The sequence below is a fragment of the Stenotrophomonas maltophilia genome (assembly GCF_006970445.1).
Lineage (GTDB): Bacteria > Pseudomonadota > Gammaproteobacteria > Xanthomonadales > Xanthomonadaceae > Stenotrophomonas > Stenotrophomonas maltophilia_AU.
The window spans coordinates 3,117,177-3,141,516 of record NZ_CP033877.1 but is presented as its reverse complement, the minus strand read 5'-3'; the positions used below and the strand labels follow the sequence as shown (position 1 = coordinate 3,141,516).

At 67.3% G+C, this 24,340-nt stretch carries 20 protein-coding genes and 1 tRNA gene; 17 read left to right on the top strand and 4 right to left on the bottom strand.

Going from position 1 to position 24,340, the window contains the following annotated elements; genetic code table 11:
- The first annotated feature begins 84 nt into the window (after positions 1–84).
- Genes EGM71_RS14560 through EGM71_RS14550 form a run of 3 tightly spaced genes read left to right on the top strand, consistent with a single transcriptional unit; the run spans position 85 to position 7,336 of the window.
- A complete protein-coding gene (locus tag EGM71_RS14560; protein WP_188485472.1) occupies positions 85–5,478 on the top strand; it encodes a DNA repair ATPase in 5,394 nt (1,797 codons plus the stop codon).
- Positions 5,475–6,182: a hypothetical protein gene (locus tag EGM71_RS14555; protein WP_188485471.1), complete on the top strand. Its 708-nt coding sequence runs from the start codon at positions 5,475–5,477 to the stop codon at positions 6,180–6,182. Before EGM71_RS14560 ends, EGM71_RS14555 begins: the two co-directional genes overlap by 4 nt.
- 44 nt (positions 6,183–6,226) lie before the next feature.
- On the top strand, positions 6,227–7,336 hold the full coding sequence (locus EGM71_RS14550; RefSeq protein WP_188485470.1) for a toxic anion resistance protein: 1,110 nt from the start codon (positions 6,227–6,229) through the stop codon (positions 7,334–7,336).
- A gap of 79 nt (positions 7,337–7,415) precedes the next feature.
- On the opposite strand, the gene EGM71_RS14545 is transcribed toward EGM71_RS14550, so the two are convergent.
- Entirely contained in the window at positions 7,416–8,303 is an 888-nt protein-coding gene (locus EGM71_RS14545) for a LysR family transcriptional regulator (protein WP_188485469.1), read from the bottom strand.
- Between the two features lie 97 nt (positions 8,304–8,400).
- Here EGM71_RS14545 and trpB point away from each other — a divergent pair, with 97 nt between their 5' ends.
- The 6 genes from trpB to EGM71_RS14515 all read left to right on the top strand — a co-directional run bounded on the left by trpB (position 8,401) and on the right by EGM71_RS14515 (position 14,300).
- On the top strand, positions 8,401–9,618 hold the full coding sequence (gene trpB, locus EGM71_RS14540) for a tryptophan synthase subunit beta (protein ID WP_014647880.1): 1,218 nt from the start codon (positions 8,401–8,403) through the stop codon (positions 9,616–9,618).
- On the top strand, positions 9,615–10,295 hold the full coding sequence (locus tag EGM71_RS14535) for a hypothetical protein (protein ID WP_188485468.1): 681 nt from the start codon (positions 9,615–9,617) through the stop codon (positions 10,293–10,295). Before trpB ends, EGM71_RS14535 begins: the two co-directional genes overlap by 4 nt.
- 1 nt (position 10,296) lies before the next feature.
- Positions 10,297–11,106: a tryptophan synthase subunit alpha gene (gene trpA, locus EGM71_RS14530; protein ID WP_188485467.1), complete on the top strand. Its 810-nt coding sequence runs from the start codon at positions 10,297–10,299 to the stop codon at positions 11,104–11,106.
- 215 nt (positions 11,107–11,321) lie between these two features.
- Complete coding sequence (gene accD / locus EGM71_RS14525; protein WP_005410473.1) at positions 11,322–12,197, top strand: acetyl-CoA carboxylase, carboxyltransferase subunit beta; 876 nt, start codon at positions 11,322–11,324, stop codon at positions 12,195–12,197.
- Complete coding sequence (gene glmM, locus EGM71_RS14520) at positions 12,197–13,558, top strand: phosphoglucosamine mutase (RefSeq protein ID WP_014037959.1); 1,362 nt, start codon at positions 12,197–12,199, stop codon at positions 13,556–13,558. Before accD ends, glmM begins: the two co-directional genes overlap by 1 nt.
- Positions 13,559–13,817: 259 nt before the next feature.
- Positions 13,818–14,300: an RcnB family protein gene (locus EGM71_RS14515; RefSeq protein WP_188485466.1), complete on the top strand. Its 483-nt coding sequence runs from the start codon at positions 13,818–13,820 to the stop codon at positions 14,298–14,300.
- A gap of 48 nt (positions 14,301–14,348) precedes the next feature.
- Here EGM71_RS14515 and EGM71_RS14510 read toward each other — a convergent pair whose 3' ends face one another.
- The 3 genes from EGM71_RS14510 to EGM71_RS14500 are packed head-to-tail and all read right to left on the bottom strand — an operon-like array spanning position 14,349 to position 18,242.
- Positions 14,349–15,206, bottom strand: coding sequence for a polysaccharide deacetylase family protein (locus EGM71_RS14510; RefSeq protein ID WP_188485465.1), 858 nt, complete (start codon positions 15,204–15,206; stop codon positions 14,349–14,351).
- Positions 15,199–16,344 carry a glycosyltransferase family 4 protein gene (locus EGM71_RS14505; protein WP_188485464.1) on the bottom strand — a complete coding sequence of 382 codons (1,146 nt, stop codon included), beginning with the start codon at positions 16,342–16,344 and terminating at the stop codon, positions 15,199–15,201. The genes EGM71_RS14510 and EGM71_RS14505 overlap by 8 nt, the downstream gene beginning before the upstream one ends.
- A 20-nt stretch (positions 16,345–16,364) precedes the next feature.
- Positions 16,365–18,242 carry a DUF3413 domain-containing protein gene (locus EGM71_RS14500; RefSeq protein WP_188485463.1) on the bottom strand — a complete coding sequence of 626 codons (1,878 nt, stop codon included), beginning with the start codon at positions 18,240–18,242 and terminating at the stop codon, positions 16,365–16,367.
- A 196-nt stretch (positions 18,243–18,438) separates the two neighbouring features.
- Between EGM71_RS14500 and EGM71_RS14495 the strand changes: the two genes are divergently transcribed.
- The 8 genes from EGM71_RS14495 (at position 18,439) to EGM71_RS14460 (ending at position 24,250) form a co-directional block, all read left to right on the top strand.
- On the top strand, positions 18,439–19,374 hold the full coding sequence (locus EGM71_RS14495) for an isopenicillin N synthase family dioxygenase (RefSeq protein WP_188485462.1): 936 nt from the start codon (positions 18,439–18,441) through the stop codon (positions 19,372–19,374).
- Positions 19,375–19,789: 415 nt separating this feature from the next.
- Positions 19,790–20,545: a triose-phosphate isomerase gene (gene tpiA, locus EGM71_RS14490; protein WP_188485461.1), complete on the top strand. Its 756-nt coding sequence runs from the start codon at positions 19,790–19,792 to the stop codon at positions 20,543–20,545.
- Between the two features lie 31 nt (positions 20,546–20,576).
- The gene (secG, locus tag EGM71_RS14485) at positions 20,577–21,014 is read left to right on the top strand and encodes a preprotein translocase subunit SecG (RefSeq protein ID WP_014037951.1); all 438 of its coding nucleotides are present in this window, start codon (positions 20,577–20,579) and stop codon (positions 21,012–21,014) included.
- A 51-nt stretch (positions 21,015–21,065) separates the two neighbouring features.
- Positions 21,066–21,150: transfer RNA gene (locus EGM71_RS14480), tRNA-Leu, on the top strand.
- A 111-nt stretch (positions 21,151–21,261) separates the two neighbouring features.
- Positions 21,262–21,618, top strand: a complete 357-nt coding sequence (locus EGM71_RS14475; protein WP_005414075.1) for an NADH-quinone oxidoreductase subunit A — start codon at positions 21,262–21,264, stop codon at positions 21,616–21,618.
- The gene (locus EGM71_RS14470; protein ID WP_005417936.1) at positions 21,609–22,163 is read left to right on the top strand and encodes a NuoB/complex I 20 kDa subunit family protein; all 555 of its coding nucleotides are present in this window, start codon (positions 21,609–21,611) and stop codon (positions 22,161–22,163) included. Before EGM71_RS14475 ends, EGM71_RS14470 begins: the two co-directional genes overlap by 10 nt.
- A 33-nt stretch (positions 22,164–22,196) precedes the next feature.
- Positions 22,197–22,946 carry an NADH-quinone oxidoreductase subunit C gene (locus EGM71_RS14465; RefSeq protein WP_188485460.1) on the top strand — a complete coding sequence of 250 codons (750 nt, stop codon included), beginning with the start codon at positions 22,197–22,199 and terminating at the stop codon, positions 22,944–22,946.
- Positions 22,943–24,250 (top strand): NADH-quinone oxidoreductase subunit D, encoded by a 1,308-nt coding sequence (locus EGM71_RS14460; RefSeq protein WP_006458796.1) that lies wholly within the window; start codon positions 22,943–22,945, stop codon positions 24,248–24,250. The genes EGM71_RS14465 and EGM71_RS14460 overlap by 4 nt, the downstream gene beginning before the upstream one ends.
- The last annotated feature ends 90 nt before the right edge of the window (positions 24,251–24,340 follow it).

Genomic DNA, 24,340 nt, shown 5'->3' with positions numbered 1-24,340 from the left:
GCATCGGGCGATGGCTGCTGCGGCCATCGCCCGCCCGCGCCGGCCGCAACCGCGGCCGTCCGCCCGTGAGCCGGAAGCCTGCTGATGTCTGATACCCATCCGTCCGCCGAATCCACCGCACCGGAGGCCGGCGGCAATACCGTCGACCAGGCCGTTGCCCAGGGCGGCGCCTACGAAGTCCTGCGCCGCCGCCTGGCCGAGCAGGGCCAGCGCCTGCAGGGCCTGGCCGAGACGCTCAACCGCCAGCGCCTGGCCGAGTTCGGCGACAGCCGCCTGGAAGTGGCCGGGCGTTTCCGCATCCGCAGCGAGAACAACTGCGTCGGCCGTGACATCGTGCAGGTCGGGCCGCACCGCCTGCTGTTCGGCTACAACGTGTTCATCGGGCTGAAAACCCAGACCCGCATCGAGGACGTGTTCGGCCTGTACCGGCTGGTGCAGGGCAACGACGGCTACGACGTGGCCGCGCTCGAGCTGAAGGGCAGCTTCCTCGACCAGCCCGGCTTCGTGCACGACTTCAATGAGCTGTACGCCTACTACAAGCACGCACGCCTGCTGCAGCTGATCGTGGTGGGTGACAAGCTGCTGGCCTCGTTCCAGATCGGCGAGCGCAGCAGCGACGTGCGCGTGTTCCGCTGGGCGCTGTCGCGCGATGGCGAACTGACCTACCTGGATGCGCGCGGTGAGCGCGATATTGCCCTGCCGCCGCCGTTCGACTTCGAATGGACCAAGGCGACCCGCGACCTGGCGGTCAATGGCCGCCATTCACACCTGAACATCCTCGATACCTTGTTCGTGGAGACCACCGGCGGCGACCTCACCATCAAGGTCGAGAACAATACCGAGACCGGGCAGGGCATCTACAGCGAGCCGGTCGAGGACAGCACGCAGTCGCTGGACGACGCCCAGTTCGAATTCGCCCGGGTCGGTTCGCTGGTGCTGCTGAAGGTGCTGCCGTACCGCGAGACGGAGTGGCGTGGCCTGATCTACAACACGCTGACCGGCGCCATCGTGCGCAACGATGCGATCGTACAGGCCTGCGTGCAGCTGCCCGAAGACCACGGCGTGATCTTCCCGGGCGGCTATTACCTGCAGGGCGGCGAGCACAAGGCGTTCGACGCCTCGATGGCCGGCATGCAGTTCAAGCGCAGCATCCGTTCGCCGAACGGCGAGGATGTGCTGTACATCTTCTACGAGCGCGAAGGTGGGCGCTCGGCACTGTTCGTCTACAACACCATCCAGCGCGTGCTGCAGAACCCGGTGTTCGGCCATGGCTACGCCCTGATGCAGGACGGGCGCATGGTGCTGTTCCATGCCGAGGGCAGCGAACCGACCCGCATCCATCCGATGCAGGTCTGGCAGACGCCGTTCAGCAGTGACGAGTTTGCCGCCAGCCGACCGCCCGGCAACACCTTCATGGGCCGCATCGGCAACGCCGAGCTGGTGCGCGGTATCTCCAACCTGTTCAACCTGGCGCGCGAGATTGAAGGCCAGGACGTGTCGGTACAGCGCTATCAGCGACTGGTGGCCGATACCCGGCGCCTGTTCGATGCACACCACTGGCTGGGCGACGAGGCCTGCGATGGCGCCGAGGCCCTGCTGCGGCAGATCAGCGCCACCGGCGAATCGGTGCTGGACGAATACGAGAAGGTGCAGTCGATCCGCCAGCAGTCGGCGCAGGCGATGGTCGAAGCAGAGGCCGCGCACAAGGCGCTGCTGGGCCGGCTGCAGCCGCAGAACTGGAACGAGGTGCAGGCCTTCGTCGAGGCGCTCAATGCGATCACCGCATTGCGTGGGCGGCTGCTGACCATCCGCGAGCTGCGCTACATCGACACCGCGCGCATCGAGACGATGACGGCCGAACTGATGGAGGCGCAGGACCATGTCGGCGCCGCCACGGGTGAGTTCCTCGCCGGTGATGCCGCGCTGGTGCCGCTGACCACGCGCCTGCAGGCGTTGGATGAAGCGGCCCAGCAGGCGCAGAGTGCACGCCTGCTGGATGAGCAGCTGGAGGGGCTGCGCGGGATGGCGGCCGACCTGGACATGCTGTCCGAGCTGATGGCCGGCCTGAAGGTGGACGATGCCACTGCGCGCACCCGCGTGGTCGAGTCCATTTCGGTGCTGTACGGCCGCCTCAACCAGGCCCGTGCGCGCGCTGATCAGCGCCGCAGGTCGCTCGGTTCGGCCGAGGCCGTGGCGCAGTTCGCCGCACAGTTCGCGCTGTTCTCGCAGTCGATCACCAGCGCGCTGGCCCTGGCCACCGATCCCGAACGCGCCGACGAGCAGCTGTCGCGCCTGCTGGTGCAGCTGGAGGAACTGGAGAGCCAGTTCGGCGAGCACGAGCAGTTCCTCGGCGACATCCTGAGCAAGCGCGAAGAGCTGGTGGAAGCCTTCGAAACGCACAAGCAGGCATTGCTGGATGACCGCCAGCGCAAGGCGCGTTCGGTCCTGGACGCGGCCAACCGCATCCTCGACGGCCTGGCCAAGCGCACCGAGCGCTTCGCCACCGCCGATGAACTCAACGCCTTCTTCGCCGGCGATCCGCTGATCCTCAAGCTGCGTGAGCTGGCCGAGCGCCTGCGCACGCTGCACGACAACGTCAAGGCCGACGACATCGAGGCGCGGCTGAAGGGCGTGCGTGACCAGGCGGTGCGCCAGCTGCGCGACCGCAGTGACCTGTACGAAGCCGGCGGCAACGTGGTGCGGCTGGGGCCGCGCCATCGCTTCAGCGTCAACACCCAGGCACTGGACCTGACCCTGTTGCCGCGTGGCGATACGCTGGCCATCCATCTGACCGGCACCGACTTCCTGGAGACCCTGCACGATCCGGAGCTGGATGCGCTGAAGCCGTTCTGGCCGGTCACGCTGGACTCCGAATCTCCCACGCTGTATCGCGGCGAGTACCTGGCCGGCAGCCTGCTGATGGCTGCGCAGGAGGGACGCGACGGCCTCGATCTGGCCATGCTGCAGCAGGACGTTGCCAATCCCGATGCGCTGGACCAGCGCGTGCGTGCGTTCGCCGCGCCGCGCTACCGCGAAGGCTACGAGCGTGGCATCCATGACCATGATGCCGCGCTGATCCTGCGTGCGTTGCTGCCCTTGCAGCAGGCCGCGGGCAGCCTGCGCCATGCACCACGGGTGCGTGCGCTGGCGCTGCTGTTCTGGGCAGGGGAGCAGCGCCGCGAGGCGGTGGCGCAATGGTCGGCGCGGCAGGTGGGCGCCGAGGCGCTGGCACGCCTGCTGGGGTCCGACGAAGGGCGCCTGGCATTGCGTGCGGAAATGGCCGAGGCGCTGCTGGCGTATGCGCAGTCCCACGCGTTGCCGTTCGATGCCGATGCCGCGGAGGCCGCGGCCGCCTATCTGGGCGAAGAACTGGCGGCGGGCGATCCGGTGTTCAGCAGCAGCCGCCACGCGGTGGCGTTGCTGGAGGCACTGGCGCAGCAGCTGGAACAGGCCGGGCAGCGCGAGGCGGTCGAACGCGCGCTGCAGCGTAGCCAGGACCCGCTGGCCGCGCGCTGGGCGCTGGCCGGGCAGTGGCTGCGTGCGCTGGCGCGGATGCCGGCGCATGCCACGCATGCCGGTTATGTCGATGAAGCCGCGGCGTTGCTGCTGGTGCAGCGGCAGCTGCGCAGCCGCGCCAGCGACGCCGCATTGCAGTCGGAGGTCGGCGGCCTGCTGGGCGAGCACGCGCGCATCAGCAATGGCACGCTGGTGGTGTCGCTGGATGACTTCCTGGCACGCCTGAAGCAGCACCTGCGCCATTTCGTGCCGGCGTTCCATGCCTACCAGGCGCTGCGCCAGGGCATCATCGGGCGCGAGCGCGAGACCCTGCGGCTTTCCGAGTTCAAGGCGCGGCCGCTGTCCTCGTTCGTGCGCAACAAGCTGATCAACGATGTCTACCTGGGCGTGATCGGTGACAACCTGGCCAAGCAGATGGGCACGGTCGGCGAGAACAAGCGCAGCGACCTGATGGGCCTGCTGATGATGATTTCGCCCCCGGGCTACGGCAAGACCACGTTGATGGAATACGTGGCGCACCGCCTGGGCCTGGTCTTCATGAAGATCAACGGCCCGGCGCTGGGGCATGAGGTGCGCTCGCTGGACCCGGCCCAGGCACCGGACGCGACCTCGCGGCAGGAGCTGGAGAAGCTCAATCTGGCGCTGGAGATGGGCAACAACACCATGCTGTATGTGGATGACATCCAGCACACCCATCCCGAGTTCCTGCAGAAGTTCATCTCGCTGTGCGATGGCACCCGTCGTATCGAGGGCGTGTGGCGCGGTCGCACCCGTACGTACGACATGCGCGGCAAGAAGTTCTGCGTGGTGATGGCCGGCAACCCGTATACCGAGTCCGGCGAGGTGTTCAAGATCCCGGACATGCTGGCCAACCGTGCTGACATCTACAACCTCGGTGATGTGCTCGGTGGCATGGAGGCAGCCTTCACCCTCAGCTACATCGAGAACAGCCTGACCTCCAATCCGGTGCTGGCGCCGCTGGCCACGCGCGACATGGCTGACCTGTACGTGCTGGTCGACCGCGCGATGGGCAAGGAGGTCTCGACCAACGGGCTCAGCCACGCCTACAGCAGCGCGGAGATCAACGAGATCACCGCCACCCTGCAGCGCATGCTGCGCGTGCGCGACGTGGTCTACCGGGTCAATCAGCAGTACATCGCCAGTGCCGCACAGGACGACCGCTACCGCACCGAGCCGCCGTTCCGCCTGCAGGGCAGCTACCGCAACATGAACAAGCTGGCCGAGAAGATCTCGCCGGTGATGAACGAGGACGAGCTGCAGCAGCTGATCTCCGACCACTACCTGGGCGAGGCACAGCTGCTGACCACCGGCGCCGAAGAGAACCTGTTGAAGCTGGCCGAACTGCGCGGCGTACTGGATGACACGCAGGCTCAGCGCTGGGCACAGATCAAGCGCGACTTCCTGCGCAACAAGGCCATGGGTGCCGACGACGGCGATGTCGGCGGGCGCGTGGTTGCGCAGTTGGCCGATATCGCCACCGCCCTGCAGCTGCCACCGCCGGCACCGGAAGCGATCGCCGTTGCGGACCCGGCGCCGTGGCCGGCGTTGCTGGAGGCCTTGCATCGCCTTTCCGAAACACGTCCCGCCGCCGCGCCGGTGCCGGTGCCGGCCGCGGCAGCCCCCAGCGTGCCGGCCACGGTCCTGGCCGACGACCTGCAGGCGGGCCTGGCGCCGCTGGTGGAACTGCTGGCGGCGTCGCAGGCGCAGCAGGTACAGGTGTCGCAGACCCTGGCCGCGTTCGCCGGCTGGGCGCGGCAGCAGGTCGAGCGTGGCGCACCGGGTGCCGTGGTGGCGCAGCGTGCGCGCGTGCGCCGTGCCGCGACGCCGGAGGAGCGGGCACTGGATGAGGCCCTGATGCGCCACTTCTACGGCGAGTCACTGCCGCCGGAAGACGGTGATGCCACTCCGTCATCCACGCCGAAGCCGCCGCCGCTGCCGTGACCACGCAGGCGCCACTGCCGTCACCGAGGTTGCCGGACACGGTCGATGTCGCCGTGCTGGCCGACTATGGTGCGCCGTTGCTGGAGGCGCTGGCACGGCGCGAAACAACCGTGCCGCCGGGTGCGGGCGAGGGCCTGGTCTCCGCGCTGGCACGCATCGCGCTGGCCCTGCAGGCCGCCAACCCGGCGCAGATCCGGCAGCAGGAAAGTTGGTGGGGCCGATTGCTGGGGCGCGATGTCGCTCGCGAGGCAGAAGGGCGGGCGCTGCAGTCGCAGCTGGGCGTGCTGGCCCTGCAGGCGCGCGAGCAGGCCCAGCACCTGCAGCAGCACATGCAGCTGCGGGCCAGGGCCATCATCGAGCATTCAGAGGCAGCCACGGCACTGGAGGCCTGGGCCGAGCTGGCGGCGTCGCCGCTGCCACCGCTGGATATCGCCGGCCAGGCCGCGCTGTCGCAACGGCTGGACCATCTTCGCCGGCTGGCCTCGCTGCGCCGTCTGGAAGCCGGCCAATGGCAGCTGCTGCAGGACCAGGACAGCATGCTGCTGCATCGCTTCGCGCGCATCCATGACGTCCTGCTGCCGGCCTGGCGGCAGGCTGCACTGGCAGGCCAGGCCGCTGCGGGCGCTGCGCTGGCCGGCAAGGTCGCCACGTTGCATGCACAGATCGATGACGAGGTGGCCGCGGCTCAGGCTAGACTGCCTTGAGCCGGCCGCCGCTGCCGCTTACCCAACTGCAAGGAGACTGCCCGATGACCCAGGACAGCCAGACCCCCGGTGCCCTCGTGCCCGGCACGACCATCGCCGCTGCGCTCGATGAAGGCGCACTGCAGGCGCTGGGACTGGTCCGCGAGGATCTGCCGCGCATCGCCGAGATCCGTCTGGAGCTGGAAGATCTGCGCCCGGGCAACCTGCAGGTCTTCGGTCGCGAAGCGGCCACGCGCACCGCAGCGTTTTCCAGCCAGTTGCTGGACCAGGTGCGCAATCGCGACCTCGATGCCAGTGGCGAGAAGCTGGGCGAAGTCGTGCGCATCGCACGCAGCCTGAAGCTGGACGGCTTCGCACAGCGATCGAAGGTGCCTGTGATCGGTGGCTTGATCGACCGCCTGCGCGTATCCAAGGGCGAGCTGGTGCAGAAGTTCAGCGACACCAACGCGCAGATCGAGCAGTTGCTGGGCGACGTCGGTGTGCAGCAGGCCCTGATGGCCAAGCGCGTGGGCGAATTCGACCGCATGCACGACATCGTCCGCGAAGAACGCCATGCGCTCGGCCTGTATGCGGCTGCGGGCAAGCAGCGGCTGGGCGAACTGCAGGCCGAACAGCTGGCCGGGCAGGGCAGTGAGGATCCGCAGCAGCGCATCCGCCAGGGCGAGATCGACAACGCGATCCGGTTGATCGAAAAGCGCGTGTCCGACCTGCAGCTGATGCAGCACGCCGCCGACCAGTCGCTGCCGATGATCCGCCTGATCCAGGCCAACGCGCTGCAGCTGATCGAGAAGTTCAACACCGTCCGCGACATCACCATTCCGTCGTGGAAGCGCCAGTTCGCCATCCAGCTCTCGCTGGGCGAACAGAAGGCGGCGGTCGAACTGTCCACGGCCATCGATGATGCCACCAACGAGCTGATGCGCCGCAATGCCGACCTGCTGCGCCAGGCTTCGGTGGATACCGCCCGCAGCAACCAGCGTGGGGTGATCGACGTGGCCACCCTGCGCCATGTGCACGACCAGCTGATCGCCACGGTCGAGGAAGTGCGCAGCATCCATCGCGAAGGCATGCAGCAGCGGCAGCAGGCGGAAGTGGAACTGTCGCGCCTGCGCGAAGACCTGCAGCAGCGGCTGGCCGCCCCCACCGCACCCTGAAATAAAGAAAAAGGGGACGGAGGGGATTAAGTCGTATACGCCACATACGACTTGATTCCCTCCGTCCCCTTTCTCGTTGTCAACGGAGTTGCTGGCCCAGCCAGTCGGCCAGCGCATCCACGCGCGCATCGGCCAGACCATCCGGTCGCGCCAGCACCCAGAAGCCACCGGTGGCAGCAAATCCCCAGGGTGCGACCAACCGGCCCGCGGCCAGGTCCTCGGCCACCAGCGGCTCGGGCGCGATCGCCGGACCCAGCCCGGCCACGGCCGCCTCCAGAAGGTAGTACAGATGCTCGAAGGCGGTGCCCAGCTGCAGCTTCGAGGTGTCCAGATCATGCGCCTGCGCCCACGCCGGCCACGCCTGTGGCCGTGAGCTGGTGTGCAGCAGCGTCTCCTGCAGCAGCGCCGAGGGTGGTACATGCCGCAGTCGCTGCGCGGCCGGATGCGAGGGTGCCACCACCACGCCGACCCGTTCCGGTGCCAGCTCACGCACCTGCCAGCCTCGGGGCCACGGCCCCTGCGCCAGCAGCAGGACCGCATCCAGCGCTGACTGCGCCTCGGTGAAGCTGCCATCCAGCGCCGACCACTGCAGGCGCACACCGGGCAGGGCGGCCTGCAGCGCAGGCAGGCGCGGGATCATCCAGCGCGCCAGCACGCTGCCGCTGCAGCCCAGTACCAGCGCCGGGGCCGCCGCCGGCCGCCGCAGTTCGCGCACGCAGTCTTCGATGCCGCTGAAGGCCTCGCTGCACGCTGCCTGCAGGCGCGTGCCCGCAGCGGTCAGGCGCAGGCCGCGACCGGCACGCTGGAACAGCGCCAGGCCGAGATGGTCTTCCAGCAGCTTCAACTGCCGGCTGACCGCGCCGTGGGTGACATGCAGGTCCTGTGCGGCGCGGCCAACTCCGCCGAGACGGGCGGTGGCCTCGAACGCGCGCAGCGCATTGAGGGGGGGCAGCAGGGAACGGCTCATGTGAGATTTCCTGACGATATGCGCCAGATAATATCCATTTTCCGGTCACGACCCGTGCGCTAGAGTATCCACCTGTCCCGAACCAGCGGTCGCTTCCATGTCTGCCTCCCCCATTGCCGACTACCACGCCTTCCCGGATGCCCAGGGCCATTTCGGCCGCTACGGCGGCAGCTTCGTTGCCGAAACCCTGGTCGGCCCGCTGCAGGAACTGGCCCAGGCCTATGACCAGGCCCGCCAGGACCCGGCATTCCAGGCCGCCTACGACCGCGACCTGGCCCATTACGTGGGCCGGCCGAGCCCGATCTACCACGCCCAGCGGCTGAGCGACCATGTCGGCGGTGCGCAGATCCTGCTCAAGCGCGAAGACCTGAACCACACCGGCGCGCACAAGATCAACAACACCATCGGCCAGGCGCTGCTGGCGGCGCGGATGGGCAAGAAGCGCATCATCGCCGAGACCGGTGCCGGCCAGCACGGCGTGGCCAGTGCCACGGTTGCCGCGCGGTTGGGCCTGGAATGCGTGGTGTACATGGGCGCCACCGACATCGAGCGGCAGAAGATCAACGTCTACCGCATGAAGCTGCTCGGCGCGACGGTGGTGCCGGTCACCTCCGGCTCGGCCACCCTGAAGGACGCGCTCAACGAAGCGATGCGCGATTGGGTGACCAATGTGCAGGACACCTTCTACATCATCGGTACGGTCGCCGGCCCGGATCCCTATCCGCGCATGGTGCGCGACTTCAACGCCATCGTCGGCCGCGAAGCACGCGAGCAGATGCTGGCCGAGTATGGCCGCCTGCCCGATGCGATCACCGCCTGCGTGGGCGGCGGCAGCAACGCCATCGGCCTGTTCCATGCCTTCCTCAACGACCGCCAGGTCGAGATCGTCGGCGCTGAAGCCGCCGGTGACGGCATCAGCACCGGGCGCCACGCCGCATCGATCGCTGCCGGTCGCCCGGGCGTGCTGCATGGCAACCGCACCTATGTACTGTGCGACGACGACGGCCAGATCATCGAGACCCATTCGGTGTCGGCCGGCCTGGACTATCCGGGCGTCGGTCCGGAGCATGCATTCCTGGCCGATACCGGCCGTGCGCGCTACCTCGGCATCACCGATGAAGAAGCGCTGCAGGCCTTCCACCTGCTGGCGCATACCGAGGGCATCCTGCCGGCACTGGAGTCCAGCCACGCACTGGCGCAGGCGATCAAGCTGGCGCGTGAGCGTCCGCGTGACCAGATCGTGCTGTGCAACCTGTCCGGCCGTGGCGACAAGGACGTGCATACCATTGCCGCGCGCGAAGGGCTGGTGCTGTGAGCGCGCTGTTGCGCAACAGTGGCGTGCTGCTGCTGGCGCTGGGGTTGGCCGCGTGCCAGCCGCCGGAGCCGCCGGTGCTGGCACCGGCTGCCAAGGCCACCACGCAGCCGGCACAGCAGGCGGCCGCCAACGATGACCTCGACCCGATGGCGCGTGCGCCGATTGTCGATCCGCCCTCCGAAGAGGGCACGAACAGCGATGACGCGCCGGCGGTGGCGTCGGTGGCGCTGGACCACGCCGGTGACGTGCTGGTTGGCCAGCATATGGGTGACCTGAAGTCACTGGGCCCCTGGAAGGCGCAGGGCGCGAAAGAGTTCTTCGAAGGCGACTGCGAGTACTACGACGGCAGGGGGCTGCCGCCAGGCGTGTCGATGATGACCGACGACGACCGCGTGGTCCGTTTCGATCTGAAGCCGGGCGACGACCCTGAGCTGCCGGTTGAACAGCCCGGTCCGTTCGGCCTGCGTGTCGGCATGACCCGCGCCCAGGCCATGGCCCAGTTTCCGAAGCCGCCGGTATCCAGCCCGCATGCCTACGACGGTGACCAGGGCGAGTACCTCACTTGGCAGGACCCGGGTTCGGACCTGGGCATCCGCCTGGAACTGTTTGAAGGGAAGGTCACCCGGATGTACTGGGGAACCAGTGATGCGATTGAACTGATTGAAGGATGTGCCTGAAATGTCCGTATCCCGACTCGATGCCTGTTTCCAGCGTCTGCGCGAACAGCAGCGCAAAGCGCTGATTCCCTTCATTACCGCCGGTGATCCCTCGCTGGAGGCCACCGTGCCGGTCATGCACGCACTGGTCGATGCCGGTGCCGACGTGATCGAACTGGGCGTGCCGTTCTCCGACCCGATGGCCGATGGCCCGACCATCCAGCGCAGCTCCGAGCGCGCGCTGGCACGCGGTGCGGGCAGCCGCTACGTCCTGCAGGCCGTGGCGCAGTTCCGCGAGCGCGATGCGCAGACCCCGGTGGTGCTGATGGGCTACCTCAACCCGGTGGAGATCCATGGCTACGCGGCCTTCGCCAGGGCCGCCGTCGACGCCGGCGTGGACGGCGTGCTGCTGGTCGACCTGCCGCCGGAAGAAGCCGGCGAAGCGCTGCAGGCGTTCGACGCGGCCGGCCTTGCGCTGGTCCTGCTGGCGTCGCCGACCACCAGCGAGGCGCGTGCCGACAAGCTGCTGGCGCTGGCCCGTGGGTATCTCTATTACGTCAGCTTTGCCGGTGTCACCGGCGCGTCCGAGCGCCTGGACAGCGATGCCGCCAGTGCCCGCCTGCAGGCCTTGCGCGCGCGTGCGTCGGTGCCGGTGGTGGCGGGCTTCGGCATCAAGGATGCTGACAGTGCCGCAGCCATGGCCCGCCAGGCCGACGGCGTGGTGGTGGGCAGCGCGCTGGTGGCGGCGCTGGCCGAAGCGGGCTCGACGGAAGAGGCCGCGCAGCGCGCCCGGGCCTTCCTCGCCCCGCTGCGGCAGGCGCTGGACGCGTAACGGTGGTGCTGGCCGCTGGCCGGCATCCTCCGTACCCGCCTGCGCACAGGGGCTGCCGGCCAGTGGCCGGCACTCCCAGCACCTAAACGTACGTCCCAGCATGGTTTTTTCCGGCTGCCCCGTGGCCGGCAAGGGGGTGCACGGGCAGGGAAAGCGGAGCTAGACTGTCCGCCTTTGCGGCCCCTGGGCCGCCCTGAACGGAAGTGTCCTCCCGCATGAGTTGGCTCAGCAAGTTGATGCCGTCCGGCATCCGCACCGACAACACCCCCAGCAAGAAGCGCAGTGTCCCCGAGGGCCTGTGGGAAAAGTGCAGCAACTGCGGCAGCGCGTTGTACCGTCCGGAACTGGAAGAGAACCTGGAAGTCTGCCCGAAGTGCGGCCATCACATGGCGATCCGTGCGCGTGCGCGCCTGGCCGCCCTGTTCGACGCTGACAGCACCACCGAGATCGGTGCGCGCCTGGGCCCGACCGACCTGCTCAAGTTCAAGGACCAGAAGAAGTACAGCGAGCGCATCAAGATCGCGCAGAAGAACACCGGCGAGTACGATGCGCTGATCGCCATGCGCGGCCTGCTCAAGGGCCGTGCGCTGGTGGCATCGTCCTTCGACTTCGCCTTCATGGGCGGCTCGATGGGCTCGGTGGTCGGCGAGCGTTTCGCACTAGCCGCGGAGACCGCGGTCGAGATCGGTGCGCCCTATGTGTGCTTCTCGCAGAGCGGTGGCGCCCGCATGCAGGAAGGCCTGTTCTCGCTGATGCAGATGGCCAAGACCTCGGCCGCGCTGGGCAAGCTGCGTGAAGCCGGCCTGCCTTACATCTCGGTGCTGACCCATCCGACCACCGGTGGCGTGTCGGCCTCCTTCGCGATGCTGGGCGACATCAACATCGCCGAACCGCAGGCGCTGATCGGCTTCGCCGGCCCGCGCGTGATCGAGCAGACCGTGCGCGAGAAGCTGCCGGAAGGCTTCCAGCGCTCGGAGTTCCTGCTGGAGCACGGTGCCATCGACCAGATCTGCGACCGCCGCGAAATGCGCGACCGCCTGTCCGATCTGCTGGCAATGCTTGGCCGTCAGCCGGCGCCGGAGGTGGCTTGATGGGAGGCCGCAAGTACTTCGGTACTGATGGCATCCGTGGGCGGGTCGGCCAGGGCGTGATCTCGGCCGACTTCGTGCTGCGCCTGGGCAACGCCCTGGGCCGTGTCCTGGTCGCCCAGCGCGGCCAGGACGGGCGCCGGCCGATCGTGGTGATCGGCAAGGACACCCGCATTTCCGGTTACATGTTCGAAGCGGCACTGGAAGCCGGCCTGGTCGCCGCCGGTGCCGACGTGCAGCTGCTGGGGCCGATGCCGACCCCGGCGGTGGCGTTCCTGACCCGTACGCTCGGTGTGGATGCCGGCATCGTCATCAGCGCCTCGCACAACCCGCACTACGACAACGGCATCAAGTTCTTCTCCGCCCAGGGCGAGAAGCTCGACGATGCCACCGAGCTGGCCCTGGAAGCGGCGCTGGACGTTCCGTTCACCACCGCCGAATCGGAAAAGCTGGGCAAGGCGTCGCGTGCTCGCGAAGCGGTCGGCCGCTACATCGAGTTCTGCAAGGCCAGCGTGCCACGCGCGTTCGACCTGCGTGGCGTGCGCCTGGTGCTGGACTGCGCGCACGGCGCCACCTACCAGATCGCACCGCTGCTGTTCCGCGAGCTGGGTGCCGAGGTGATCGGCATTGGTGCCGAGCCCAACGGCGTCAACATCAACGCCGGCGTGGGCTCCACCCATATCGACAACCTCGCCGCCAAGGTCCGCGAAACCCGCGCGGATCTCGGCATCGCCTTCGACGGTGATGGCGACCGCGTGCTGATGGCCGACGACCAGGGCAACCCGGTCGACGGCGATGACCTGCTGTATATCCTGGCCCGTGCATGGCAGGCCGAAGGCCGCCTGCGTGGCCCGGTGGTCGGCACGCTGATGAGCAACTACGGCGTGGAGAAGGCCTTCGCCGATCTGCAGATCCCGTTCGTGCGCAGCAACGTCGGTGATCGCTACGTGCACCAGGCGCTGATCGAGGGTGGTGGCGTGCTCGGCGGTGAAGCCTCCGGCCACCTGCTGTGCCTGGATCGGGCGACCACCGGCGACGGTATCGTCAGTGCCCTGCAGGTGCTGGTGGCGTTGCGCAACAGCGGGCAGACCCTGCGCCAGGCGCTGAAAGGACTGGTGCGGGTGCCGCAGAAGACGGTCAACGTGCGGTTGGGCAATGTCTCGGCCAAGGCCACGGTGCAGGCCGACAGCGTGCAGGCCGCGCTGGCCGTCGCACAGCAGTCGGTGGCCGGCCGTGGCCGTGCGTTCCTGCGCCCGTCCGGTACCGAGCCGGTGGTGCGGGTCACGGTCGAGGCTGATGATGCAACGCTGATGCAGGACACGCTGGACCGCCTGTCCGCGGCGGTACGTGAAGCCGCCGCCTGAGGCAGGCGGCGGTAAAACCTGGCACTTCTCGACATGGCCGCTTCCGCGGCCATGTCGCTTTACAGCGGCACTGTATGAATCGATCGCGACCCGCGATCATGTTCAGCTGCGGCTGTGCACTTTGTGACGCGTCGTGAACGATGCCCGGCGTATTCCCGGGATCAGGATCCCTTGCAGTCATGCAGCGTCCGCGCAGGCAGGGACCCGGTCGGAGCGGATCGCGCTCCATCCTTCTTCTTTCGTTGCAAGGACCACGACCATGAATACCTCATTGCGCTACAGCCGCTGCCTGCTGGCAGGTGCGCTGCTGGTGCTGCCGTTGCTGGGTGGCGTTTCCATTGCCGCTGCCGAACGTCGCCCCGAAGGCGGGCCGCATATGACCGTCCCACGCGAGGAGCCCATGCGTGCGCCGTGGGGCTATCCGCGTATGGAGCGTCCGCGCGAACTGGGGAATGCGCGCCCCGTGTTCCGTGAAGAGTACCGGCACAATTTCCGTGCCGACCACGCCTTCCGCATCGGCCCGTACCATCCGCCCGTCGGCTACGCCTACCAGCGCTGGCACTACGGCCAGATCCTGCCGCGCCCCTACTGGGTTGGCGACTACATCCTCAACGACTTCTGGCTGTTCGGCCTGGACATGCCACCGATGGGCTTTGAATGGGTGCGCTATGGGCCGGACGCGCTGCTGATCAATACCGGCAACGGTGAGATCGTGCAGGTCGTGTACGGGCGATTCTTCTGACACCGTCGCAGGCCTCCCACGCCCCCATGGGCGGGGAGGTTGTCGGGTTCACGGCCCCGGCACCATCTTCTTCTGGCGCGCCTTGAAGCCATTGAACAGTGGCGCGATCAGGGGGGTGTAGCTCTGGGCGATGCGCTTGCGCAACCAGCTCGCCGGGCGGTTGCGGATCGCGAAGCGGTAGATGCGTTCCGGATCGCCGCCCACCACGTTGCGGCCGAACGGGTGGGTGGTATGCAGGTAGCGGAAGCCGTGCTCGCGTGCCACCTCGATGTGGTCCTGGTCGAAATCGCCATACGGCCAGCACAGCGTATCGGACACCTCGCCGAGCTTGTCCCGCAGGACTTCGCGTGAGACTGCCAGGTCGTGGCTCAGGCCGGCACGGCGCTGTGCGCGGTCCAGGTCGTCGCGGCGCAGCCAACGGGTGTGGGTATGGGTGTGGCAATGCACTTCGAAGGTGCCGGCGGCGATGGCTGCGCGCGCTTCGCTCCAGCGCATCATCACGTCGTCGCTGCGGTTCTGCTCGTAGATCGCCGCTTCGCAGCCGCGATGATCCGGCGTGGCAGGCAACGTTGCCCCGGCGAGCCCCGCGTGGGGCCGCTCCGGGCCTTCGCCCATCCAGCCGGTGACCACGAACACCACAGCGTGCATGCCGTACTTCTGCAGGATCGGGTGCGCATACACCCAGTTGTCCAGGTAGCCATCGTCGAAGGTGATCACGATCGACTTGCGCGGCACCGGCTTGCCGGCCAGGAAGCCGGCGTACTGGTCCAGTGTCAGCGAGGTCCAGCCGTTGCCGGCCAACCATGCGATCTGGCTCTCGAAATTCTCCGGCGACACGGTGATCATGCCCGGCGACGGACTGACGTGGTGGTGCATCAGCACCGGTACGGTTCGGGCATCAGCCATGTCCCAGCTCCTTCAGCCACTGGTGGTAATAGTGTTCGGTGGTCTCACCGTGGCCGTCGGGAGTGAACCGGTGCGCGCTGCGCATCCAGTCCCAGCCGGCGCGGCCCATCTGCCGCCGCCGTTCCGGATCGTCCACCAGCAGGCGCAGGGCGCCTGTCAGGGCTGCATTGTCGCCCAGCCGGGTGAGGATCGCATTGCTGCCATCGACCACCATCTCCGGCACGCCACCTACGCGCGTGGCCACGATCGGCACCCCGACATAGGCGGCCTCCAGGAAGACGGTACCGGCCGCTTCCTTGTGCGAAGCCAGCGCGAAGACGTCGAAGCCGGCCATCAGCCGGCATGCGCCATCACGATAGCCGAGCAGGTGGACCTGCTGCTGCAGCCCGTGCTCGTCGCGCAGCGCCTGCAGCCGATCCATGACCGGCTGGCCATCGCCGACCACCACCAGGTGCAGGTTCGGGTGCGTCTTGCACAGCGGCACCATCGCCTGCAGCAGGTCGGCATGGCCCTTGGGTTCGCGCAGCACCGCCACGCAACCGACCACGATGTCCTGTTCGCCGAAGCCGAGCTCGGCGCGCACGTCCGCGCGTACCTCCTGCAGGCATTGCCAGGGATCGTCCTTGCGGATCTCGCTCCAGCGCGGCGGGACCGCGATGGGCGGCACGATACCGATGTGTTCGGCCGGAATGCCGCGCTCGGCCAGCAGCTGCTTGACGAAGCTGCTGACGGTCAGCACCCGGTGCGGCAGGCCGGTATAGGTCAGCAGCGAGTTGACCGGGCTCATCAGGTGGCGCGAGCGCACCACCAGCGGCGTGCCGCCCAGGCGTGCGCCGGCGGCAGCGATCAGCGCGTCACGGCGGCTGGTGGTGTTGACCACGTCATAGCGTTCGCGGCGCACCAGGCGCGAGACCGACCAGATGCCGCGCAGCAGGCGCAGCAGGCCGCCCATGCGCAGGGTGTGCACGGTGAAACCATCATCGCGTGCCAGCTGGGCCAGTCGCGCTTCGGGCTGGCACAACAGCGCCACCTCGTGGCCACGCGCGCGCATCACCTGCATGTGGCGGAAGATGTAGATCTCCTGCCCACCCATTCCCTTGGCGGCTTCGGTGTGCAGGATGCGCAGCGGACGGTTCATGCAGGATCGATCCTTGAGGGTCAGCGGTTGCGGAAGCGGGTCAGCGCTTCCCATGCAGTGCGTACGGCGGCCGCATCGGGCGCCTGCTGTGGCAGCGGCCGGTAGCGCAGGTCCAGAGCGGTGGCGTTGCCGAACTTGTCGAACACGTAGATGGCATTGCCATGGCGCACCGCGCGCTGCGACCAGCTTTCGACCACCAGCGCACGCGTGCCCTGCGGCTCGGCCAGCAGGTCCTGGCCGGTGCTGTAATCGGTCAGTGCGTTCTCGCAACCCAGCGCGTGGCGCATCAGTGTCGGCACCCAGTCTTCGTGCGAGCTGGTGCGTGTGTCGTGACCAGCGGCCTTGCCCGGCCAATGCAGCACGAACGGGACCTGCAGCTGGTAGTCGGAGAAGTTGCCGTTGTGGCCCCAATAGTTCAGCTTGAGATCGTTGAACTCTTCGGCATGGTCACCGGTGACCAGCACGATGGTGTCCTCGGCCAGGCCCTGGGCGCGCAGGTCGTCCAGCAGCGAGCCGATCAGGCTGTCGGCGTAGTGCACGGCGGTGCGGTAGCGATTGAGTTCCGGCGTCGGGTCATGCTCCGGGCCGAATTTGAGGAAGTCGATGTCCGCAGCCATCGGCGTCGCCACCGGCGGGTAACCGTCGGGCATGTGGTAGGGCGCGTGGGTGGAATCGAGGAACACGAAGCCGAACCACGGGCGCTGCGCGGCCTGGCTGGCGCGGATGTCCTGCTGCAATGCGCTGATGATCGCGCGGTCGCGGCCGTCGGACTTCAGGGCCGATGGCCCCTGGTGCAGCTGGTCGCGCACATCGGCGAACACCGTGCGATCGAATTCCGGGCTGTACAACGGCGCACTGCCGTACAGGTGCAGGTCGTAGCCCTGCTGGCCCAGCACCTGGAACAGCTGCGAGCCCCGCTGCTCGTCGAGCATGCTTGGCCAGTAGCCCCCGGGTAGGCCGTACAGCAGCCCGAACAGGCCGTAGCGGGTGGCATTGCCGGTGCTGAAGTGGTGATCGAACACGCGCGCGTCCTGCGCCAGCGCCGACGTGTTGGGCATCAGCTGCGGTGTCAGCACGTCCTGGCGCAGCGATTCCAGCACCACCATCAGCACATTGGGGCGATGCGGGCTCTGGCAGCGCAACGGGTTCAGCGGGTACAGCAGCTGCGCATGGCGCGGGTCGGGCAGGCCGGCCTGCTGTTGGCTGACCACGCCCAGGCGCCGCATGAAGCTCTTGGCGGTGATCGGTTGCGCCCACGGCAGGTAGTTCCACTGCGCGATCACATCGCGGTCGCCGCGGGCGTCGTAGTAGGCCGTGGCGACCTGCCCGCCGCCCATCAGCAGCGCGACCACTGCCCAGGCCTGCAGTACCCGTCGCCGGCGCGGCGCGGCCGGCAGCAGTTTCCAGCACGCCCAAGCCAGTAGGCCTTCGGCGGTGAAGACCGCAGCGACCAGCAGCGCGACCTGCAGCCAGGTCTTCCAGGACAGGGCGACCTGGTCCTGCAGGGCGCCGCCGAACACCATGTTCACGACCATGGCGTTGAGGTGGAAGCGGTACAGGGTGAAGACCTTGGCGTCGACCAGCAGCAGGCACAGCCACAGGCCCTGCAGCAGTACGGCACTGATGCTCAACGTACGCGCACTGCGCGGCCACAGACCCAGCAGCAGCGGCAGCAGACCGGCCAGCGCGCCGAAGGCGAGCAGGTGCCCGGGCAGGGCGATCGCCAGGTAGGCCAGGCCCGCGCTGCCGCCCGGATTGTCACGCAGCGGCACGTTGCCCAGGGCGATCGCCGCAGCCAGGGCCGCATTGCCAGCGACGAACAGCGACCACCAGGCCAGCCGGCGCCAGCGCCGGGCGGAACCTTCATTGTCGGGGGTGGCAGGGGCGGCTGCGGGCATGTCGAGGCGGATTCAGGGAACGCGGGGAAAGGGGAGGGGCCGAACGTGACGGAAGCGTTACGCCGCGCGCGGGTCGCGCATTGTATCGGTTTGTTTCTTCGTATCGAGTGGCGTCCCCCGGGCGATCTGTCACAATGTTCATGCGGGCCATAAATGCGCTGGCCCCCTCAGACCCAACGACAAGCCAGGAACCGCTGTGAGCCAGATCCCCACCCTCGATATCACCCGTTTCGACAGCGACCGCGAGGCCTTCGTGGCCGAGCTGGGCGCGGCCTATCGCCAATGGGGATTCGCGGGCATCCGCAACCACGGCATCCCGCAGGCCGACATCGACGCGGCCTACGATGCCTTCAAGGCCTTCTTCGCCCTGCCGGAAGAGGTCAAGCGCAAGTACCACGTGGCCGGCAGCGGCGGCGCCCGCGGCTACACCCCCTTCGGCGTGGAGACTGCCAAGGGCTCCAAGCACTTCGACCTGAAGGAGTTCTGGCACATCGGCCGCGAGATCGCCGACGACTCCAAGTACCGTGACGTGATGGCGCCGAACCTGTGGCCGACCGAGGTCGAGGGCTTCCGCGAGCGCGGTTACGGCCTGTACCAGGCGCTGGACAACCTGGGTTCGCGCGTGCTGTCGGCGCTGGCCCTGCACATCGGCCTGCCGGAGAACTTCTTCGCCGACAAGACCAACTTCGGCAATTCGATCCTGCGCCCGATCCACTACCCGCCGATCACCACCGACGACATTCCGAACGTGCGTGCCGGTGCCCACGGCGACATCAACTTCATCACCCTGCTGGTCGGCGCCAGTGCCGCGGGCCTGGAAGTGCAGTCGCACGAGGGCGAATGGGTGCCGTTCACCTCGGACGCGGACACCATCGTGGTCAACATCGGCGACATGCTGCAGCGCCTGACCAACCACGTGTATCCGTCGACCATCCATCGCGTGGTCAACCCCCCGGGTGACCTGGCACGCCAGCCGCGCTACTCGGTGCCGTTCTTCCTGCACCCGAACCCGGACTTCCTGATCGACGTGCTGCCTTCGTGCATCACCCCGGAGAACCCGAGCCGGTACCCGGAGGCGATCACCGCCCACGGCTTCCTCGAGGAACGCCTGCGCGAGATCAAGCTGAAGTAAAGAAAAGTGAGGCCGCCGAAAGGCGGCCTTTTTCTTTGCAGGGCTGCGCCCTGCACCCGCGGTAGTGCCGGCCGCTGGCCGGCAAGTCCAAAGCCGAAGCGGCTCTGGGTTTCTGCTGATTGGGCGGGGCGGTGTGGGTTGGCAGGACACGCCGTAAACCCCGCTCCGCGGTCCGGCACAGCCGCCAGCGGCTGGGCCGGGCCCCGGAGGGGGACTTGCAGCGCCCCCTGCGCAGTCCCGCCCGCCCGGTCAAGCCCCAAATCCAACCGGGCTCTCCGCGACCCACCCAACCCAGCCGGCCCGCCACGAGGGGCTGCGCCATTGGCTGAAAATCCATGTAACCGCTTACACGGAAACGGATTTTTGCCGTAGCGGGTATCATGACCGGCTGACTTCACACAGGAGCCACCCGCTCATGCGCCGCAAGATCGTCGCCGGAAACTGGAAGCTGCATGGCAGCCGTCAATTCGCCAATGAACTGCTGGGGCAGGTGGCCGCCGGGCTGCCGCTGGAGGGGGTGGACGTGGTGATCCTGCCGCCGCTGCCGTACCTGGGCGAGCTGGTCGAGGACTTCGGCGCGACCGGCCTGGCCTTTGGTGCGCAGGACGTGAGCAGCAACGAGAAGGGCGCCTATACCGGCGAGGTCTGCGCGGCCATGCTGGTCGAGGTCGGGGCCCGCTATGGCCTGGTCGGCCACTCCGAGCGTCGCCAGTACCACCATGAAAGCAGCGAGCTGGTCGCGCGCAAGTTCGCCGCCGCCCAGCATGCTGGCCTGGTGCCAGTGCTGTGCGTGGGCGAGACGCTGGAGCAGCGTGAGGCTGGGCAGACCGAAACGGTCATCGCCAGCCAGCTGGCGCCGGTGCTGGAGCTGGTCGGCGCGGCCGGTTTCGCCAAGGCCGTGGTCGCCTACGAGCCGGTCTGGGCCATCGGCACCGGTCGTACCGCCAGCAAGGAACAGGCACAGCAGGTGCACGCGTTCATCCGTGGCGAAGTCGCGCGTATCGATGCTAGAATCGCTGATTCACTGCCCATTGTTTACGGCGGTAGCGTGAAACCCGACAATGCCGGGGAACTGTTCGCGCAGCCGGATGTCGATGGTGGGCTGGTCGGCGGCGCCTCCCTGGTGGCCGCGGACTTCCTGGCCATCGCACGGGCGGCGGCCGCGAACTAATCCTAGAAGTATTGTCCGAGGGCGGTTTCCAATGCTGATGTTGATCCTCAATGTCGTTTACGTGCTGGTCGCTGTGGCCATGATCGCGCTGATCCTGATGCAGCGTGGCTCGGGTGCGGCGGCGGGTTCGGGCTTTGGTGCCGGTGCCTCGGGCACGGTGTTCGGTGCGCGCGGCGCCTCGAACTTCCTGTCCAAGTCGACCAAGTGGCTGGCTGTCGTGTTCTTTGGCATCAGCCTCTTCATGGCCTGGTATGCCGGTCACGGCACCCGTCCGGCGGCCGACCAGGATCTGGGCCTGATGTCCGCCCCGGCGGCGACCGCTCCGGCGGCTCCGGCGGGCGAACTGCCGGCCGTTCCGAAGGCCGATGCGGTCCCGGCAGCCCCGGTTCCGGCCGCGAATGTGCCGGCTAAGGCGGAATCTTCGGTTTCTGGTGAAGAAAAGCCTTCGGAAGGCTCCCAGAAAGACTGAAGCCGGTTACAATACGCGGCGCATCGGGAAGATAGTCTGATGTGATCGTTTGCCCAGGTGGCGGAATTGGTAGACGCACTACCTTGAGGTGGTAGCGACGCAAGTCGTAGGGGTTCGAGTCCCCTCTTGGGCACCATTTGTAAGTAAAGCGGGTTCGTCTGGCGCGCAAGGCGTCAGGCAGATTCCCGTCCACTCCCCCATGCCAAAGCGCCTGCAGGCGCAGCGGCAGAGGCAAGAGAGAATCGCTGTGCTGGCCGAATATTTGCCGTCTCTGCTGTTTCTGATCGTTGCCACCGGTATCGGCATTACGCTGATGCTGGTTGGTCGATTCCTCGGTCCCCGCCGCCCCGATCTGGAAAAGCTGTCGCCGTACGAGTGCGGCTTCGAGGCCTTCGAAGACGCGCGCATGAAGTTCGACGTGCGCTACTACCTGATCGCGATCCAGTTCATCGTCTTCGACCTGGAAATCATCTTCATCGTGCCGTGGACCCAGGTCTTCATGGAACTGGGCGCCCGTTCGCTGGTCACCATGGGCCTGTTCGTCGGCATGCTGTTCCTCGGTTTCATTTACGTCTGGAAGAAGGGAGCGCTGGAATGGGAGTGATTCAGACTCTCGATGGCCTCATGAACAACCCGTCGCCGGAAGGCCGGGTTGATGACATCCTGCGGCCGGAAGGCGACAACCCGCTGCTGGAAAAGGGCTTCGTCACCACCAGCGTCGACGCACTGCTGAACTGGGCGCGCACCGGCTCGATGTGGCCGATGACCTTCGGTCTCGCCTGCTGCGCGGTCGAGATGATGCACGCCGGCGCCGCGCGCCTGGACCTTGACCGCTACGGCGTGGTGTTCCGCCCGTCGCCGCGTCAGTCCGACGTGATGATCGTGGCCGGTACCCTGGTCAACAAGATGGCCCCGGCGCTGCGCAAGGTCTACGACCAGATGCCGGACCCGAAGTGGGTCATCTCGATGGGTAGCTGCGCCAACGGCGGTGGCTATTACCACTACTCCTATTCTGTCGTGCGCGGCTGTGATCGCGTGGTGCCGGTGGACGTCTACGTCCCGGGCTGCCCGCCGACCGCCGAGGCGCTGGTGTACGGGATCCTGCAGCTGCAGAAGAAGATCTGGCGTACACAGACCATCGCCCGCTGACCCCTTCACCTGACAAGAGCGCGCCAAGCCCCCATGGCAGAGCAAGCATCCTTCATCGACCGACTCTCCGCACGTTTCGCAGGTGCGAAGGTCATCGTGGTCGAACCCCGCGGCGAAGTGACGCTGGAAGTGCCTGCCGCCGAGTGGCACGCCACCGCCCTGGCGCTGCGTGACGAGTTTGGTTTCGAACAGGCCGTGGATCTCTGCGGCGTCGACTACCTCGGTTATGGCTCCGACGAATGGGACACCGCTGACGTGTCCTCGCAGGGCTTCAGCCGTGGCGTCGAAGGCAAGGCCCAGGGCCGCTTCGCGTGGGGCGAGTTCCCCACCGAGGAAAACGGTGCCGACGGTGCCCGCCCGCAGCACATGCCGACCCAGCGCTTCGCCGTGGTCGCCCAGCTGCGTTCGTACCAGCACAACCTGATGATGCACCTGCGCTGCTTCGCCCCTGACGAAGCGCTGCCGGTGGTGTCCTCGCTGACCAATATCTGGCCGGGCCTGAACTGGTTCGAGCGCGAAGCGTTCGACCTGTACGGCGTGATCTTCGAAGGCCACCCGGACCTGCGCCGGATCCTGACCGACTACGGTTTCGTCGGCCATCCGTTCCGCAAGGACTTCCCGCTGATCGGCAATGTCGAAGTCCGCTACGACGAAGAGAAGAAGCGCGTGATCTACGAACCGGTCACCTCGGTGGAGCCGCGCGTCGGCGTGCCGCGCGTGATCCGCGACGACGCCCGTCTGCAGACCGCAGAAGGTGAGCGCGCGCAGGAGGCAGTGAAGTGAGCCACGTACACCAGGCCGGCGAAGCATTCGCCAGCAACGCCGCCGAGAGCCGGCAGGAAATCCGCAACTACACCATGAACTTCGGCCCGCAGCATCCGGCCGCTCACGGTGTGCTGCGCCTGATCCTGGAAATGGACGGCGAAACCATCATGCGCGCCGACCCGCACGTGGGTCTGCTGCACCGTGGTACCGAAAAGCTGGCCGAGTCCAAGCCGTTCAACCAGTCGATCGGCTACATGGATCGCCTGGATTACGTGTCGATGATGTGCAACGAGCACGCCTACGTGCGCGCGATCGAGACCCTGATGGGCATCGAGGCGCCGGAGCGTGCGCAGTACATTCGCACCATGTACGACGAAATCACCCGCATCCTCAACCACCTGATGTGGCTGGGTTCGAACGCGCTCGACCTGGGTGCGATGGCGGTGATGCTGTACGCCTTCCGCGAGCGCGAAGAGCTGATGGACTGCTACGAAGCGGTCTCCGGCGCGCGCATGCACGCGGCGTACTACCGTCCGGGCGGTGTCTACCGCGACCTGCCGGACCACATGCCGAAGTACAAGGAATCGCGCTGGCACAAGGGCAAGGCGCTGAAGCAGCTCAATGCTTCGCGCGAAGGCTCGCTGCTGGACTTCCTGGAGAACTTCACCGTCGAGTTCCCCAAGCGCATCGACGAATACGAAACCCTGCTGACCGACAACCGTATCTGGAAGCAGCGTACCGTCGGCATCGGCGTGGTCACTCCGGAACTGGCCCACCAGTGGGGAATGACCGGCGTGATGCTGCGCGGTTCGGGCATCGCCTGGGACCTGCGCAAGAAGCGCCCGTACGCCAAGTACGATGCCGTCGATTTCGACATCCCGCTGGGCAAGGAAGGCGACTGCTACGACCGCTACCTGGTCCGCGTTGCCGAAATGCGCGAGTCCAACCGCATCATCAAGCAGTGCGTGGCGTGGCTGAAGGCCAACCCCGGCCCGGTCATGGTCAAGAACTTCAAGGTCGCTCCGCCCAAGCGCGAGGACATGAAGGACGACATGGAAGCGCTGATCCACCACTTCAAGCTGTTCAGCGAAGGCTATTGCGTGCCGGCCGGCGAAACCTACGCGGCAGTGGAAGCGCCCAAGGGCGAGTTCGGCTGCTACCTGGTCTCCGATGGCGCCAACAAGCCCTTCCGCGTGCACCTGCGCGCACCGGGCTTCGCCCACCTGTCCTCGATCGATTCGATCGTGCGCGGCCACATGCTGGCCGACGTGGTGGCGATGATCGGTACCTACGACCTGGTGTTCGGCGAGGTTGACCGGTAATGCCGTCCGCCACGCCAACGCCCGCTGCAGGCAGCCGGCGCAAGCCGGCGCCGCAGTTTCTGGAATTTCACGTTATGCATTTCGCTGAGG